Source organism: Bacillus sp. SRB_331 (assembly GCF_003264175.1).
GTDB classification, from domain to species: domain Bacteria; phylum Bacillota; class Bacilli; order Bacillales; family Bacillaceae_G; genus Bacillus_A; species Bacillus_A mycoides.
The window spans coordinates 160269-177328 of sequence record NZ_NADV01000026.1; the positions used below are offsets into that span (position 1 = coordinate 160269).

General features: G+C 34.5%; 15 protein-coding genes and 1 pseudogene. All 16 read right to left on the minus strand.

Annotation, left to right across the window (positions count from 1 at the left end; all coding sequences use genetic code 11):
* Window positions 1-10 precede the first annotated feature (10 nt).
* On the minus strand, window positions 11-1357 hold the full coding sequence (locus B5P42_RS17510) for a 2-hydroxycarboxylate transporter family protein (RefSeq protein WP_002125134.1): 1347 nt from the start codon (window positions 1355-1357) through the stop codon (window positions 11-13).
* A 122-nt stretch (window positions 1358-1479) separates the two neighbouring features.
* The gene (locus B5P42_RS17515; protein ID WP_060750776.1) at window positions 1480-2187 is read right to left on the minus strand and encodes a response regulator; all 708 of its coding nucleotides are present in this window, start codon (window positions 2185-2187) and stop codon (window positions 1480-1482) included.
* 1 nt (window position 2188) lies between these two features.
* Entirely contained in the window at window positions 2189-3787 is a 1599-nt protein-coding gene (locus B5P42_RS17520) for a sensor histidine kinase (protein WP_113734786.1), read from the minus strand.
* Window positions 3788-3865: 78 nt separating this feature from the next.
* Complete coding sequence (locus tag B5P42_RS33535; protein ID WP_440582278.1) at window positions 3866-4813, minus strand: methyl-accepting chemotaxis protein; 948 nt, start codon at window positions 4811-4813, stop codon at window positions 3866-3868.
* Window positions 4805-5848, minus strand: a pseudogene (locus B5P42_RS33540) (HAMP domain-containing protein); the annotation flags it as partial. The pseudogene B5P42_RS33540 and the gene B5P42_RS33535, both read right to left, overlap by 9 nt.
* A gap of 293 nt (window positions 5849-6141) precedes the next feature.
* The gene (locus tag B5P42_RS17530; protein WP_060750508.1) at window positions 6142-6870 is read right to left on the minus strand and encodes a C39 family peptidase; all 729 of its coding nucleotides are present in this window, start codon (window positions 6868-6870) and stop codon (window positions 6142-6144) included.
* A 43-nt stretch (window positions 6871-6913) separates the two neighbouring features.
* Window positions 6914-7735 (minus strand): hypothetical protein, encoded by an 822-nt coding sequence (locus B5P42_RS17535; protein WP_060750507.1) that lies wholly within the window; start codon window positions 7733-7735, stop codon window positions 6914-6916.
* A 232-nt stretch (window positions 7736-7967) separates the two neighbouring features.
* Window positions 7968-9206 carry a sensor histidine kinase gene (locus B5P42_RS17540; RefSeq protein ID WP_016101860.1) on the minus strand — a complete coding sequence of 413 codons (1239 nt, stop codon included), beginning with the start codon at window positions 9204-9206 and terminating at the stop codon, window positions 7968-7970.
* Window positions 9207-9217: 11 nt separating this feature from the next.
* The gene (locus tag B5P42_RS17545; protein ID WP_002091066.1) at window positions 9218-9889 is read right to left on the minus strand and encodes a response regulator transcription factor; all 672 of its coding nucleotides are present in this window, start codon (window positions 9887-9889) and stop codon (window positions 9218-9220) included.
* A gap of 212 nt (window positions 9890-10101) precedes the next feature.
* Window positions 10102-10806, minus strand: a complete 705-nt coding sequence (locus B5P42_RS17550) for a metallophosphoesterase family protein (protein WP_113734788.1) — start codon at window positions 10804-10806, stop codon at window positions 10102-10104.
* Between the two features lie 407 nt (window positions 10807-11213).
* The gene (locus B5P42_RS17555; RefSeq protein WP_113734789.1) at window positions 11214-12590 is read right to left on the minus strand and encodes an ABC transporter substrate-binding protein; all 1377 of its coding nucleotides are present in this window, start codon (window positions 12588-12590) and stop codon (window positions 11214-11216) included.
* 27 nt (window positions 12591-12617) lie between these two features.
* Window positions 12618-13439 carry a carbohydrate ABC transporter permease gene (locus B5P42_RS17560; RefSeq protein ID WP_002125118.1) on the minus strand — a complete coding sequence of 274 codons (822 nt, stop codon included), beginning with the start codon at window positions 13437-13439 and terminating at the stop codon, window positions 12618-12620.
* Window positions 13436-14368: a carbohydrate ABC transporter permease gene (locus B5P42_RS17565; protein WP_113734790.1), complete on the minus strand. Its 933-nt coding sequence runs from the start codon at window positions 14366-14368 to the stop codon at window positions 13436-13438. The genes B5P42_RS17560 and B5P42_RS17565 overlap by 4 nt, the downstream gene beginning before the upstream one ends.
* On the minus strand, window positions 14368-15465 hold the full coding sequence (locus tag B5P42_RS17570) for an ABC transporter ATP-binding protein (RefSeq protein WP_113734791.1): 1098 nt from the start codon (window positions 15463-15465) through the stop codon (window positions 14368-14370). The genes B5P42_RS17565 and B5P42_RS17570 overlap by 1 nt, the downstream gene beginning before the upstream one ends.
* Window positions 15462-16028, minus strand: coding sequence for a glycerol-3-phosphate responsive antiterminator (locus B5P42_RS17575; protein WP_044444444.1), 567 nt, complete (start codon window positions 16026-16028; stop codon window positions 15462-15464). The genes B5P42_RS17570 and B5P42_RS17575 overlap by 4 nt, the downstream gene beginning before the upstream one ends.
* A gap of 307 nt (window positions 16029-16335) precedes the next feature.
* Complete coding sequence (locus B5P42_RS17580; protein ID WP_044444443.1) at window positions 16336-17016, minus strand: GNAT family N-acetyltransferase; 681 nt, start codon at window positions 17014-17016, stop codon at window positions 16336-16338.
* Window positions 17017-17060: the final 44 nt, after the last annotated feature.

The following is a 17060-nucleotide window of genomic DNA, read 5'->3' on the forward strand; positions in this document are numbered from 1 at the left end:
GCTTGTTTGATCATGAAAACATTTTTAATAAAATTGTCGCTGTTACGACCATTGCAGCCCCACCTAAACGCGTTGAAATTTGTGCGAACGGCATTAATTCCATACGATTTGAAGCTGATAAAATAGCAACATCTCCAGTTCCACCTAAACCGCTATGACATCCAGTTACAATCGCTGATTCAACTGGATACATTTTCATCACTTTCCCTACAAGAAAACCTGACGCTACCATTGTAAGAACAACCGATGCGCACACAACAACATATCCTACCGAAAGAACTGCTGCTACGTCTTTTAACGGAATATATAGCAATCCTAAACCGACCATTAATGGCCATGTTAAATTCTTTGAAATAAATTTATATAAATGGAATGCTCCTTGCTCCATTTTTGCTGGCATTAGATTAAAGTACTTCACAATTGCCGCTGAAAAAATCATAATGATTGCTCCTGGAATACCGATAAACTTAGAAGCGAATCCTCCGAAAATAAAGAATGTACATGCAATCAATAATCCTGCTCCCATTAATGAGAAATCAATTGGTTTTTCTGTATTTTGCTCCTTTAATAAATCTGCTTGATTGTCTGTTTTTACTAATACACCATTACCACTAAGCTCAGGTCTCTTCTCACCTAAACGCTTCATATACCCTGCACTCACGATTGCAAACATATTCCCAATAATAGCTGCCGGAATAAGCTGTGATACAAACGTTGCTGATGATTCATTTAAAATATCACTATAAGCTAGCGACAATGGTAAAATCCCTTCTCCGATACCACCACTCACAATTGGTACGATGATAAAGAAAAATGTCTGCTTCATTTCAAATCCAAATAGTGAACCGACTAATAAGCCCACTGCTACAGAAGCTAACGTTCCTACTACTAAAGGAATAAACATACGAACGAACCCCTGCACTAACACTTTACGGTTCATTCCCAAAATACTTCCAACTACTAAACAAGAAATATATAAATATAAAAAGTTCGATTTTTTCATTAACATAGTCGCAGCTTCCATTGAAGCTGGATTCATCCAGTTAAAAAATACAAGTAACGATGGAATAAATAATGAGAGAATTGCTGGACCACCGATATTTTTTAATATTGGAATTCTCATTCCAATATCACCTAAGAAAATACCCATGATCATAATAACTGCAAAACCACCAATCATATCTGCTGGTAATTTATTATATACAGATGCTCCATAAATAATAGCAGCCAATACTACATATAACGGTAAAGGTATAACACCGATTTTAACGTTCATAATTTTAGAAGCGAAAGATTCACTTTTCAATTCATTGCCTTCAGAAAATGATACCGCTTCCACATTTTTTTGAATTCCCATATGGCACCCCCTTGTTTTCTTAATAACAATATTAAAACGCTTTCAATAGTAAAAATAGTTTTTGTAAGTTTTGTAATTGGTTTTGTAATTAAAAAAAGTATAAGCGACTTATAATAAGCCGCTTATACGTAAAAGTCTATTTTATTCCGGTCAATACACCTTAATTTACTCACCGGTCTTCCCACATTTTGATACACCATTTCATTCTCTAATACTCCGATTTCAGTCAAAAACATTACATACTTTCGAATAGAAACTCTCGAAACCCCTACTAATTGCGCCATTTCATCAGTTGTAAATGCTTGTCCATTAAGTGATTCGATTTTCTTCCAAATTAATTGCAATGTTTGCTTCGTTAATCCCTTTGGAAGTTCTTTATTAACAAAAGATTCTCTTTTTTCTTTTTGCAAAATTAATGAATCTAATTCCGATTGACTAATTTTTTGTTGTTCTTTCATAAAAGTAAGTTTTTCTCGATATACAGTTAATGCCTCTTTAAATCGTTCAAATGTAAATGGTTTAATTAAATAATCTACTACGCCATATTGTAATGCCTTTTTAATACTCACCATATCATGTACAGCTGAAATCATCATAATATCAATTTCTTTTTCTTGATTCCGAATATACATTAACAGCTCAAATCCAGTCTCTTTAGGCATAAAAATATCAAGTAATACTAAATCTACTCGTGATTTCTCTAATACTTCTATCGCCTCTTTTACTGATTTAGCTGCATGAACAAGTTCAAATCCTCCCACTTGCTCTAAATAATGCGTATTTAACATCGCAACCATCGGATCATCTTCTACAATCAAAACTTTGATCATCTTATCTCTCATCCCTACTTTTAGGTATTTCAATCGTTATTATCGTTCCCGCTCCTAACAATGAATGAACATAAATCCTCCCATTTATTCGCTGTATGCTTTCCTTTACAAGATGCAAACCATACCCCCGATTATCACCCTTTGTGGAATAACCTTTTATAAATAATGCATCAATTTCATCTTCTTTTATGCCTTTCCCCGTATCTTGTACTGTAATGATTAATGTATCCCCATATTGTATTCCAACTTCAACCTGCTTCTTCTCACAATTCATCACTGCGTCTAATGCATTATTAATCAAATTTCCGACAATGGTGATCAGTTCATGAATGATACGTTCATCATATATTTCTGGTAAGTAAGAATCTTCTTTTATAATTAACTTTATATTTTTCTCTCTAGCATAACTAAGTTTACCTAGTAAAAATCCAGCAAATACTGGGCTTTGAATTTTTTTCATAATCCCCCCAATTTCATATTGATGCTCTGATACCATACTACTTACATATTTCTGCAATTCTTCATACTGTTTCATATGTGTTAGCCCTAATACGACATGCATTTTATTCATAAATTCATGAGATTGAGCCCGCAATGCTTCTGCATATAGCCTAATACCAGTTAGTTCTTCTGCCAATTTTCTGATTTCTGTTTTATCACGAAATGTTGCAATCACACCAACTATTTCTCCTTTTACATATAAAGGAACACGATTCGTAACAATCGTAATTCCATAAATATTTTGTTCTTCATTTAATTGTACCTCTCCAGTTTGTAACACTTCTTTTATACGTGAATTCGGCATATACAATTCAACGTCTTTACCAATAAAATCTTCTTCAAGTCCACTTTTCTTAAATAACCGTTTTGCCTCATTATTGATTAAAGTTACGTTCGCCTCTTTATCTACAGCAATAATACCTTCCTTCACCGAAAGCAACATCGTATTTCTTTCTTCAAGAATTTTCGCTATCCTATGCGGTTCCAGACCAAACAGACTCTTCTTTATATGTCTAGCTAGCAATATCGCTCCTATAATGCCAATTAACAATCCAACTCCGACACCTATATAAATAATATGTCTACTTTCCTTAACTCTCTCTTTTACATTATCAGCTGAAATACCAACAGCAACCGCACCAAGCTGTTCACCTGTGTCAGCAAAAACAGGAACGAATACTCGCATTGAAATACCTAAAGTTCCTTCTGCTAAAGATACGTGTTCCTTTCCCTTCAATACCGTTCCTTCATCCCCTCCAACGAAATGATGACCTATTTTTTGGGGATTTGGATGAGATTTTCTTATTCCATCCATGTCCATAACGACAATAAATTGAACACCTGTATTTTTTAATATCCTATTTGTATACGTTTGGATGGCGGAAGTATCTGCTTTCCCAATTAAACCATCGATTACCACCGAATCATTCGCTACAATATGTGCAATCGTTTTTGCCTTCTCTGCTTGGCTTTCTTCTGTCGTTCGTTCAACATTATGGCTGATTAAAATATCTGTCACAAGTAAAGAAAAAATGACAACAGTACAAACTAACAATGTAATCGTTTTCCATAAATTCCATAGTCTTTTTCTTTTTTTCATCCCGTTAATGACTCCCCTAATTGCTGAATAGAAAAATAAGTAAGGTGATATTATTTTCACCTTACTTATTTGCTGTTATTATACTTTAAATTTACTAGTCATTGCTTGTAGTTCTTCGGCCATCTCAGCTAAGTTTTGCGAAGCCGAACTAATTTCTTCCATCGAATTTACTTGTTCTTCTGTTGAAGCTGCAACACTTTGCATACTAGCTGTATTTTCTTCTGCAGCCGCTGCAATTTCATCAATAGCGTTTGTCACTTCATTTGCATCTCCAGCGATTCTCTTCGTTGTTTCTACCATTTGATTAACTTGAGAAACAATATGAGTAGTAGAACTTAAAATTTCTGTAAAACTTACTTTCGTTTTTGTTACAACATCTAAGCCTTGTTGAACTTCCCCACTCACATTATCCATTGCCTTAACAGTATGTTCAATATCAGCCTTAATTTCTGCAATTAAATTTGCAATCTCTCCAGATGATTCTCCTGATTGCTCTGCTAATTTTCTAACTTCATCAGCTACAATAGCAAATCCTCTTCCCTGCTCACCTGCTCTTGCCGCCTCAATAGCCGCATTTAAAGCTAATAAGTTCGTTTGAGTAGCAATATTTTGAATTGCTTCAGAAATAGCTCCTACCTGCTTTGATTTCTCATCAAGAAGTTTAATAATAGCATCTGACTCGGATACCGATTTAGAAATAGACTGCATTTGTTTTGCTGTTTGTTCAACCAATTCTTCCCCTTCTTCAGCTCTTTCTCTCGCATGTAATGAGGAGATAGAAATTGATTCCGCGCTTCCAGTTACATCTTGAATTGCTGTATTTACCTGTTGTAATGTAGCCGCACCTTCTTCAACACCTTGACTTTGTGATTCAGCCCCACCTGATACTTGTTCCATTGCAATTGTAATTTGATCTGTCGCATCATTTGCTTGCTGTACGCTCGCTGTTAACTCTTCAGCCGATGCAGCGACATGTTCTGCTGAAAAACTAATTTGAGTAATCACATCTTGTAAAGAGGCAGACATTTCATTAAATGAATCCCCTAATTTTCCTATATCATCCTTGGAGTAAATAGTAATTTTTTCTGTCAAATCCCCCTTACTAATCTTATGTGCCGAATCAGCTATTTTTCGTAATGGCCTTGTAATAGAATTTGTAATGAAATAAATTAATACACTACCAAATGCAATAGCGATAGCAATGACAATCAAAGTTTTATAAAACACTGGATTCGCAGCTTGGGTAATTTCTTCGTCAAACATAACTCCAACTATCTTCCATCCTGTTTTCTCATTTGTTGCAAAGATTAAATTCTTTTTATCAGCTTGTTCTGTATAAGATACATTTCCTTGTTTGTCTTCATAAATTGGTTTAATCCAAGGCTCAGTAACCTTTGAACCTGGTTTTCTAGACGGATGACTAACAATTTGCTTATTTTGATCTAAAATAACTGCATAGCCTTTTTCACCAATGTTAATCATTTTTGAAACCTTTAGGATGTTATCCAAATTCAAGTTAATCCCTATAACACCTTTACCATCTTTTACTTCCTTAGCAATTGTCACTACCATATTTTTAGTAGATGCTGATTGATATGGTGCAGTAACAATTACTTTCCCTTTATTTTCATGTGCTTCTTTATACCAAGATCTATCTGTTGGATTATACCCATCAGCCATTTGGATAAATGGTTCTCTTATAAACTTTCCCGCCTGTGTTCCAATATAAATACCTCCTACTTCTGGATGAAGTTTTATATATTGCGCTAACTTCGTTCTTACTATTTCTTCTTGTCCGTTTGGATATGTATCCTCTGTTAAGATGTCTGCAAAGTACGTCGCATCAACAAATTTCTCTTCTATATTTTGAGAAATAACAGTATTTAAAACTGAAATATTCTCCTTTGCTTTATCGGTCATTTGATGTTCAAAATTTGTTTTGGCAGTTTGATATGAAACACCACCGATAATAAGTCCTGGTATAGTTAAAATAATAAAAAATGAAATGATTAATTTTTTCTTGATACTCATACTTTTAACCCAGTTAAATATATTTTGCATAATAAGCCTCCTTTATGTAATAGAACACTTGTGTAATTTTATACAATCAACATGTATAAAACAATATATAATGATAACATGTAATTTTTTCGTCAATTATGCATTTTTACATATCCACTTCTCCTAAACATTTTAATCCTAAAAAACAAGAGAACTTTAGCATATATAATAAGCTAAAGTTCTCTTGTTTTTTAACAGCTTCTCTTCAAAAAGATCTGCAAAACTTCTCTTACAATTCCTTAAATCTTTATCCTTCACCTTATAGTTATATAGTTCATGCTCTTCTTCCTAATTTATTTGGAGTTATTTACATAGCTAATTGCCTGACTCCCCATCTGCACCCATGCCTGTTCAAATTTTCCTCTTGGCACTTTTACATCTAAGCTATCATCGAGGGGATCTCGAATATATACAGATTCCTTATCGTACCCAACAAGTACAACACAATGTTCATTATACGTAATAGAAACATCCCCACTATTTGTTTCCCATGTAGTAAATTCAGCTTCATCTAAAGGAGCATATGTTGCATTCGTAATCATGACTACCGGGTGCCCTGCTTTTACACTCATATAAATTTCTTCTATACTCTTCCCTGTTAAGTCCACAGCTTTATTCGGTAAATATTTTTTTGCTAACTGAAAAAGTGGTCCGTGATATACACCGTATCCGGATTCAGAAAAGGTATAAATATTCCCTACAAATCCTTCATTCGGATTCCCACGTACACCATCTTCCATAAAATTAACTTTTTTTATTTCATTTGCTAATTTCATCTTATCTACAGAAACACCTGCGTATTGTAACATCATCGCTAAACTTGTTACTTCGCAGCCTCTATCTAACTCTGGTAATTGCTGAATTAAAGGCACATTTGATAACATGACTTTTTCATCGTTATTACTAAACTCTATTCGTTTTTGACTTTGTACACTTGAAAATAGTAACCCCTTTACTTTCTCTACATACTTTGTAATTCCATTTGTATATGCACCCCATACCCCTATACATAGTAAGGCCATACATATATACCACTTCCATTTTCGTATCACTCTCACGCCCTTTTTAATTCGTTAAATACGAATAAAACGCATCAGCATCTGTTTGAACCATAGGAACAAACTTAAGCTCTTTTCCCTTTTCAGGTTGTTCAAGATTTATCTTCTCCGCTAAATCTTGAATCTTCAAATTCGTTCTGTCCATACCTAGCTCATCTGCTATTTCTATTACCTTTTGCTCATTTATTTCTCTTAATACTTGATATATATCTTTGCCATATAAATCAATATGATATTTTTTTGCTTCTTCCTGTACTTTTTGTTCGTACACTTCTTGTGCTAACTCTTCCATCTCTTTTCCTTGTTGAGCAATACCTAGCTTTTCTGCTTCTTCTCTAACTTTCGTTCCGTAGATTTCTTCCTCAATCTCTTCTATTTCTTTTCCTTCAGTTGAAACACTAAGCTTTTCTGCTTCATTATTAATTTTAATCTTATTAATTTGATCAATTAAACTTACAATCGACGTATTCTCTATAGATATTCCTAGTTTCAACGCTTCTTTCCTCACTTTTGTTTCATAAATTTCTTCTGAAAGAATTCCAACATCTTTCCCTTCTGCCGAGATACCTAATTGATTAGCTTCTCTTCCTACTTCGGTCTCATGAATTTCTTTTTCTAACGTAATTTGTTCTTTCCCATCCGTTTCAATGCCTAACTTTTCCGCTTTTTCTTCCGTATGCATTGCATGTATTTTCCCATCATTTAATTGTTCTTTACTACGCTGCGTGTAATCTGTCTTTCCTTTTGTCATTCCAGAAGGGGAGGCACCCCCTAATATACTTAAACTCATTACTCCAATAGTGAATACCGTCATCATTTTCTTTTTCAAGACTTCTTCCTCCCTCTCACGCTTTCTTTTTCCAGCTTTCCCATAAATTTTTTTATACTATACATAAACTTCATCTCTGTTAGAAATAACCTTATGATTTATCCAGTTCATTCAAAAAAACTTACATCTTTTCTTTCCATCACAAGTTTCCATTATGTAATACATGCTACAAGTTATTCCTTAACTTTCCCTTAAAAAAGACGACCTTGTAAAAACAAGGTCGTCTTCTCACTTATAATCTTTGATTTTTTGGGAAAATCACTTCAAAACAAGTTCCTTCTCCCCATTTGCTCTCTACCGATATTTTTCCATAATGCTTTTCTACAATCCAATTAGCGATTGAAAGACCTAACCCAGCTCCTTCTGACATACTTCTTGCTTTGTCTCCTTGATAAAAACGATCAAATAAATTTGGAATATCTTCTTCTTTAACTCCTATCCCATTATCTTTCACCCTTATACGAATTGAATTACTCGTTTGTGTGCAATCAATTTGAATATGCCCATCTTCATTCGTATACTTCATCGCATTATCTAACAATATGACCATCATTTGATGGATTCTCTCTCTATCACCCATAAACGTTATATCACGTTCTACTTTTAATATCATCGCTTTTTCTTGATAAGAGGCAATTTCTTTATATGGATTTATAATTTCTTCTAACAACTTATCCAGTTCAAATGTTTTCTTATCCATCTCAATTTGATTAGAATCCGAACGTGCTAACAACAATAAATTGCTAACGAGTTTCGATAGCCGCCTACATTCTTTTGAAATTGTAGAGATATCCACGGCTTTTTCTTCTATCGTAGCGGATGGGGACTGGAATAATACATCCGTTTTTGATTGAATAACTGCAAGCGGTGTTCTTAATTCATGTGATGCATCGGAAACGAATTGCTGCTGTTTCTCCCATGAATTTTGAATAGGTATGAGTGCCCTGCCAGCTAGGAAAAAACCGATACCTATTGCACATAGACTGCCTATGCTACAACCTATTATGAGAATTAAAAATAAAGTATTTAACATTTCTTCTTCAGCTGTTGTATCACGTACAATTTGAACTATTTTTCCATCTTCTTGAAACGCAAACGTTCTAAAATATCGTCCTTGCACTTCAATATCTTGCAAATCCCCTACCTTTTTTGGAGAAAACTTTTCCAAATCCCCTTCAAAGTTAGAGCGAAATTTATGGTTATCGCCTTCTATCTCCACTATTTTTCCATTCCAAGTTATTATAGTTATCCGTGGGTCTCGAATTTTGATATTCTCTATACGTTTTCTTGGTGGTGGCATTTTAACATCAAATTTTTCTCTATACTGAGTTATCATTTTTATAGATTGATCCACTTCATTATAAGTACGCTTGTATGTGTACGAATAAATAATACTACCTAATACACCTATTAATAGGATAAATACTAACGAATTCAATATAGTTAGACGAATACGTGTCTTTTGAAACATGCTTCCCTTTCTCATTGTTCTTTTAATATATATCCAATACCACGAACGGTTTGAATATCTTTCTGATAACCGAATGGTTCTAATTTTTTACGTAAATGATGTACATACACTTCTACAATTGCTACTGTCGTATCAGAATCAAATCCCCAAACACGATCAAAAATTTGTTCACGCATTAAAATCTTTCCGCTATTTTGAATGAGATACTCTAGTAGCTCATATTGTTTTAATGTCAGCTTAATACCTTGTCCATCTACTTGAATGTCTTTATCTTTTCCGAACAATTCAATCCCTTTATAGCGAATGGTCTGCTGTGTTGTTAAACTACCACTTCTGCGTAGTAATGCACGAATTCTCGCTTTTAATTCAGGGGCCTGAAACGGTTTAACAATATAATCATCTCCACCAAAGTCCAATCCTTTCACTCGATCTTCTAAAGAATCCCTCGCTGTCAAAAACAGGACTGGCGTTTCAATCTTTTCATCACGTATTTTTTGAATCACTTCAAATCCGTCCATTTCTGGCATCATCACATCAAGCAAAATTGCATCATAAATGTTTTGCAGCGCCAAAAACAAGCCGTCTTCCCCATTCATTGCCGTATCCACTTCAAATTCATCACGTAAAATTTGTACGATAGACTCTAATAACGAGGCATTATCTTCTACTACAAGTAAGCGCATATTCTCACCTTCCACAATCTATTTCAACTCTCTTTATTATTGCATCTCTTCTCTTCATAACGAAATAATGTAATCATATTATGTAATTTCATTTTCAACTATTTCCTTCTAAAGTTTTGCTCGATATAAAATTTTGAACCTTTATTATAAAGGCTCTTTCTTAAATTTTGCTTAATAAAAAATTGAAAGAAATAAGATTCCTCTTATCTCTTTCAATTTTTTACTACATATACCTTTTTACTTGGCAACTCCAAACAATTTAACTGACCACCATACACAGCCCCGCCATCAATTCCAATAATACGATTACTACCAAAATACACTCCGCAATTCTCACTACCATGAAGCGTTTTTGTTTCCGTATGGCCAAATACAACAACCTTTTCGCCGCTATATCCATTATGAAATTCATTACGGATCCACATTAATGTATATGGTTCTGATTCAGAAACTCGATTCATCGGCTCAACACCAGCATGTACAAAGATATACTCTTCTGTTTCAATGTAATGATCTAATTCTTGAATAAACGTTACATGTTCCTCTAATATATGAGATTGTAAAATCGGTTTTTGGAAGTTTTCCTCATTAACCGCAATGCCTTCTTCTACAAATCCATAGCTATATAACGTTTTATCCCCACCATTCCTTTTTACCCAATGGTTCCATGAACGTTCCTCATCTGTCGTTAACGCCTTAATCATCATATCTTCATGATTGCCCTTTAGAACGAGGGCTCCCGCTTCTTTTAACTCTTTTACCTTTTCAATTACTGCACGCGCATTTGGACCACGATCTACATAATCCCCCAACAAAATTAATTGATCCTGTTTTGCATCGTAGTGAGCTTCTTCCAATAATTGTTCGAACTTTTCTATTTCTCCATGAATATCACTAATAACAAGTATTCTCTTCATTTCTTCCCCTTCTTTCTAAACCATTCTCTTTCTAATTATAATTCAAAACGACAGAAACTTCTGAATCACATTTATTACAAACTAAAACTATTATCCTTACAACAATGTAAGTCTCTTGTCATCCAATTCGATAGTTGCAATTACTATATTTCTTTATACTAAAAGTAAGAAATGAAACAAAAAACAAGGAGAGATGAGATATGAAAAAAGTGATGGAAGTTGTAGTAGCGGTGGCAGAGGTTTTCGTAAATGGGAAACAAGTTGCAATGGAGTTAAACAAATAATGAAAAAGACAAAATTCATTCTAGACCCTTTACTCATATAAAAGAGATAAGACTTCATCATTTCTTTGATCCCTTATCTCCCAATAAAGAAAGCCGCATCCTGAAAAAGGATGCGGCTTTCTCTTATTTTTGACTCGTACGAGCTGAAATACTAATTGCTCTATCTGTTGCTTTTGCAGCTTCAGCTAACGCTTCTTTACTATTTTTCCCGTCATACATTGCTTCTAATGCTTTTACGACTGCATCTCTTGATTCTGGGAATACACTAATTAATGCACCTTGAGTTGCTGGAGATTGCTTCGTTGCTTGTAATTGCTCTACCGTTACTTTTAACTGCGGATACTTTTCATACTGCTCTTTTACTAACGGCTCATTATATGCATCTGGATTAATTGAGAAATATCCTGTTGCAGTATGCCATTTTGCTTGTACATCTGGCTTCGTTAAATATTTCATAAAGTCCCAAGCACCTTGCTGCGTTTCTTCTGAAACCATATTCGTCATCCATAATGATGCACCGCCAATAACAACACCATTTTGTTTCGAATCTTCTGGATACGGAATATACGAAACGCCTACATTAAACTTAGATGCATCAATTAAATCACGAACACCAGCTGAAGAATCTAAATACATAGCAACTTGTCCAGACTGGAACGCAGCACGAATATCATCCCAACTTGCTCCATACTTTCCAAGTGCACCAGCTTTATTTAATTCATCTAACATCCCAAATACTTTTTGACCTTCTTTTCCGTTAAATACCGCTTTCTTTGCAGCATCTTTACGGCCGTTTTCGTTGTCTACATATAAAGCACCTTGTGTCGCTAACAACTCTTCAAAGAACCAACCATAATTCAGCATTGAAAATCCATACTGCTTTACATTTCCGCCTTCTTTAATCGTTAACTTTTTCGCCGCTTCTTTTAACTCATCATATGTTTGCGGAGCTTTCTCTGGATCTAATCCAGCCTTCGCGAAAGCATCCTTATTATAAATTAATACTGGTGTAGATGAATTAAACGGCATAGAATACATTTTTTCATCAATTGAATAATAGTTCGTAATTGCTTTTTCTAATTTTGATGTATCGTACTTATCTTTTTTAATCCAGCTATCGATAGGCGTAATCTTTTTGCTATCAATCATATACTTCGTTGTAATTTCACTCGATTGAACAAGAGCTGGCGCTTCTTTCGTTGCAGACATCGTTTTAAATTTCGTTAAAGACTCTTCGTATGTTCCTTGGAACTCTGCCTTTATCTCGTATTTATTCTGCGACTTATTATAGTCTGCAACAAGCCCATCTAGTACACCTTGTGTTTTTCCACCCATTGCATGCCAGAAACGAATTACAGTTTTATCACCATTCTTTTCAACTGGAGCTACTTTTGCCTGTGCTTCAGGTTTCCCCTCTGTTTTACTATTTGAACAAGCTGCGCCGGTTAATGCCATTGTGGCTGCCATTAAAAGAGCAGCACTTTTTTTCAATAAACTCATCTCAATCCCACCTTTTCCTATGTATGCTTATTTAATTGCACCTTTTGTTAATCCTTTTTGTAATTGCTTTTGCCCTAAAAATAGTAAAATCAACGTTGGAATGACGATAACCGTAACACCGGCCATTACACTGCCCCAATCAGTTGCAACTTCTTGAGATTGAAGCTGCTTTACACCAATTTGAACCGTTCTTACTTTTTCATCAGTGGTTACTAAGAGCGGCCACAAATACATATTCCACGTTGTTAAAAAGCTATATACTCCAAGCGTAATAAAACTCGTTTTACAATACGGAATTACAACACTGAATAAAAACCTTACATTTCCAATCCCTTCAATAAAAGCAGCTTCTTTCAGTTCATTCGGAAGTGTCATAAAATGTTGACGTAGTAAGAAAATACCGAAAGCTGTTGCAAAAAACGGCACCGTCATCCCAGCAAAACTATTAATCCATCCGAAGTTTTGAATCGTTAAAAAGTTCGGTACCATCGTTGCTTCCCACGGAATAAGCATTGTTGAAATAAACAAGAAGAAAATTAAGTTTCTACCTTTAAACTGAAGAAAAACAAAAGCATAAGCTGCTAAACTGGATACGATAAGTTGTCCAAGCATAACAACTGTCGATACAATTAAACTGTTATATAAGTATGTAAAAAGAGGTACTTTTTGAAAAATATTAATGAAATTATCAAAAGTAAATTGAGTTGGAAATAACCTTCTCATTTGAATATCGTCTGGTGTCATAAAGCTTATTAAAAACGCATACAGTACAGGAAAAAACACCATTACTGCACTAATAATGAGCAGCATGTATAATAGGAAATTTTGTTTCCACTGTTTAACGATCATTTATAATGCACCTTTCTCTCAGCAAACTTAAATTGAATCAATGTAGCAATAAAAATGAAAATAAATAATACCATCGCTTGTGCACTTGCTGTTCCAAATTGATGATTTACAAATGCCTCTTTATAAATCGAGTACACAATTAAATTCGTTGCATCATTCGGTCCACCGTGCGTTAAAATATCAATTTGTCCAAAGCTTTGGAATGCACTAATTAACGTTACTGTCACGATAAAAAATAAAGTTGGTGATAGCATCGGTAATGTGACGCGGCTAAGCTTATGTAAATAACTAGCACCATCTATAGATGCACTCTCATATAAAGACGTATCAATATTTTGTAAACCACCTAATATAACTAAAAATGCAAATCCTGTATTCACCCAAACCGTTGTAACCGATACAGAAAACAGTGCCCATTCTGGACTCGTTAACCATGCGATTGCAGGAAGATTCATAGAGGCTAATATATTATTAAATAACCCTACACTTGGATGAAATAAAAATAGCCAAATCACTGCACTAGCAGCTACTGATATTCCCATCGTTGAAGAAAAGAGAACTCGGAATAATCCGATCCCTCTTACTTTTTCATTTGCAAGTAATGCAAGAAATAAGGCGAATACAATACTAGTAGGCACTGTATATAAAACAAATAATAAAGTTGACTTTATACTTTTATAGAAAGCAGGATCCGAAAATAAATATTGATAATTTTCTAAGCCCACGAAAAGATTAGCTTCTCCGTGTATATCTGTTAAATAAAAGCTATAGTAGATTGTCCTAAACAATGGATAGAAAAGAAAAATTGAAAATAACAAAATAGATGGCGCCAAAAACAATAATCCTATTCTTAAATCTTTCGTTCTGCCCCATAAACTCTTCTTTTTTGACACTGTTGTTTGAACTGGTAACTTACCTACTTCAATCATTATTTCGCCACCACTTTCAACTCTTCTTCAGCCACCACTTTTAATCGTTCATTCGTATTTTGGTGAAAGAAGCATAGTTTTTCTTGCGAGAATAATAATTTTACTTTGTCACCTTTGTTCAGGAGTAACTGTCCGATGACTTTCGCACTCCAAGTTGTTCCATTTACCGCAAAGTTTAATATAGATTCATTCCCTAATACTTCTACAGATTGCAGCGTAACTTCTTGTCCTTCCTCAGACAATGCAATATGCTCAGGACGCATGCCGATTCGAATTATTCCTTCTGGTAATTGCTTTAACTGTCCAATAGATAATGGAATTTGCAATTGCCCTATATGTAATATGCCTTTTTCTTTATCCACTTCCCCATCATTTATATTCATAGAAGGAGAACCTATAAAACTTGCAACAAATTCGTTTGCTGGTTCGTTATATATATCAAGCGGTGTTCCAACTTGTTGTATACTTCCTTTATTTAAAACCATAATACGATCTCCCATAGTCATTGCTTCTATTTGATCGTGAGTAACGTAAATCATCGTAATTCCTAATCGTTGCTGAATTTCTCTAATTTCAATCCTCATCTGTGCACGTAATTTCGCATCTAAATTCGAAAGTGGTTCATCCATTAAACAAATCGGTGCTTGACTGACGATGGCCCTAGCAAGTGCAACACGCTGTCTTTGTCCACCTGATAGTTGCCCAGGCTTCATTTTGACATATTCCTTCAACCCTACCATCTCAACAGCTTCCATCAATCGCTTTTGTCGCTCTTCTTTCTGTACTTTTCTTACCTTAAGTCCAAATAAAATATTTTCTTCTACAGTTAGATGTGCATATAATGCATAATTTTGAAATACCATTGATAGATTACGGTCTTTCGGCTCTAAATCATTTGCAACATGTTCATTAATAATTAAATCTCCCGAAGAAATTTCTTCTAAACCAGCCAGCATTCGTAATAATGTACTTTTTCCACATCCCGAAGGTCCAACTAAAACAAAAAATTCTCCTCTTTTAATATGAACTGATACGTCTTTAACTGCTATCTCTTCCGCATTTTTATATACCTTTGAAACATTTTTCAATTCAATCACAAGGTTGCACTCCTTTTTTCTTCTTGTATCCACACTTCATAATGACTCGTTGAAATTGCACTTGCTCCTGCACGAATTGCGATTTCTGCATCCTCTCGCGTTTGAATCAGCCCACCTGCAATAATAGGGAATTTTATTTCCTCCGCTAGCTGTTTAATAATAGAAGGCATAATGCCAGGCATAATCTCTACTGCATTCGGTTTAGTCGTTTTACAATTTTCAATTGATTTTGTAAGAGATAAAGTATCAACAATAAAAATGCGTTGAATCGTTTTCAATCCAATTTTATTGGCATTTCGAATTGTCGATCCCTTTGTCGAAATAATACCTTGTGCTCCGATAACATCTTGAATATATAAAAGTGCTTCCTCTGTGTTCGTATTTAAGCCTTGTATAAAATCACAATGAAGAAATACATCGTGTCCATGTCTCTGTAGTTCATATACACGCTCTGGTAACTCCAGCATTGAACCAGTCATAAGAAAAACTGTTTTCGGTAATTTTTTGTATGTTTTGTACCCTTTCCAATCCTTTATCATCGCAATATAAGGTTCTTTAAACATTTATTCCACCTAGCTTTTCTATTTTTATCCAAACTAAAAACACCTACTTACATAGAACACCTTTCTCCTTATTTGAACTCTAGGGAATAGAGCACACTTAAGAAAGCGGCACGTTATATGTAAGCGGGTGTTCTCAAATGTTCTCTACCCTAGTTATTTTGTTACCTTTACTATATTACGCATTTATTAAGTCAGTTTTGATAAATTGTTAATTAGATGTTAATCGAATGTTAATATTCACCATATTACTTTTACAATAATCTAGATATACGAATAAACTCCAACAGCAAACAACTGTGTTTAAAATTTAAGTGATATGCAAATTCATTCCATAATTAATCAATTCTAGTTTTCTTGCCACTGCTTGCGAAGCAAAGTTATCCCAAGAAGTACTATAAAGCGGAATGCGCTTTTCCTCTTGTATTGATAGTGCCCAGGCTGTAACGACATCAGCACCATATCCATTCCCTTGAAACTCCACTAAAGTTTCCACACTTGCCTCAGCAGCTACGGGCGTACTTCTGGCACTGCAACATATAGAAACTACCTTTTCATTATTTACAATTGCAAAATAAGGTCGCCTCCATTCCATCTGTTCTATTAGATTAGAAAAATTTTCTCGCAAAAGCTCTTTATTCTTCTCTGTTATTTGTATTGTTCTAGTTGGCTTATGTAAATTATTAGGGAACATGAAAGCAGGACCCACCCAAATATTCTCCACCGTTCTCTCTTCATTTAATACTTTAATGATCTTTGCTATCTCAATGTGATTTGAGCATTCTCGAATTAATTTCTCAATCTTACTTATCATTTCACCATGCAGTTTATAATGATACCTCGTTATATTCCCTTCACGAGTTCTGCTAAGAAAAAAACGTGGTGCTTTCAGATTTCCATTTTCATTTACACACTTTATTCTTCCTACTTGATTATGAACAAATAAAACTTCTGCCTGAATTGCTATTAACTCAAGTTCTGAAAATCGCATTTATACCCTCCTTAATTACTATTTGTAGCCTTCTCGATATAGCA

What these genes read in the sequence shown, in the direction of transcription:
- B5P42_RS17560 (WP_002125118.1), bottom strand. Translation starts at nt 13,439, where the DNA reads ATGATCGTTAAACAGTGGAAACAAAATTTCCTATTATACATGCTGCTC.
- B5P42_RS17555 (WP_113734789.1), bottom strand. Translation starts at nt 12,590, where the DNA reads ATGAGTTTATTGAAAAAAAGTGCTGCTCTTTTAATGGCAGCCACAATG.
- B5P42_RS17515 (WP_060750776.1), bottom strand. Translation starts at nt 2,187, where the DNA reads ATGATCAAAGTTTTGATTGTAGAAGATGATCCGATGGTTGCGATGTTA.
- B5P42_RS17565 (WP_113734790.1), bottom strand. Translation starts at nt 14,368, where the DNA reads ATGATTGAAGTAGGTAAGTTACCAGTTCAAACAACAGTGTCAAAAAAG.
- B5P42_RS17530 (WP_060750508.1), bottom strand. Translation starts at nt 6,870, where the DNA reads ATGGCCTTACTATGTATAGGGGTATGGGGTGCATATACAAATGGAATT.
- B5P42_RS17545 (WP_002091066.1), bottom strand. Translation starts at nt 9,889, where the DNA reads ATGCGCTTACTTGTAGTAGAAGATAATGCCTCGTTATTAGAGTCTATC.
- B5P42_RS17510 (WP_002125134.1), bottom strand. Translation starts at nt 1,357, where the DNA reads ATGGGAATTCAAAAAAATGTGGAAGCGGTATCATTTTCTGAAGGCAAT.
- B5P42_RS17550 (WP_113734788.1), bottom strand. Translation starts at nt 10,806, where the DNA reads ATGAAGAGAATACTTGTTATTAGTGATATTCATGGAGAAATAGAAAAG.
- B5P42_RS33535 (WP_440582278.1), bottom strand. Translation starts at nt 4,813, where the DNA reads ATGTCTGCCTCTTTACAAGATGTGATTACTCAAATTAGTTTTTCAGCA.
- B5P42_RS17575 (WP_044444444.1), bottom strand. Translation starts at nt 16,028, where the DNA reads ATGTTTAAAGAACCTTATATTGCGATGATAAAGGATTGGAAAGGGTAC.
- B5P42_RS17540 (WP_016101860.1), bottom strand. Translation starts at nt 9,206, where the DNA reads ATGTTTCAAAAGACACGTATTCGTCTAACTATATTGAATTCGTTAGTA.
- B5P42_RS17580 (WP_044444443.1), bottom strand. Translation starts at nt 17,016, where the DNA reads ATGCGATTTTCAGAACTTGAGTTAATAGCAATTCAGGCAGAAGTTTTA.
- B5P42_RS17520 (WP_113734786.1), bottom strand. Translation starts at nt 3,787, where the DNA reads ATGAAAAAAAGAAAAAGACTATGGAATTTATGGAAAACGATTACATTG.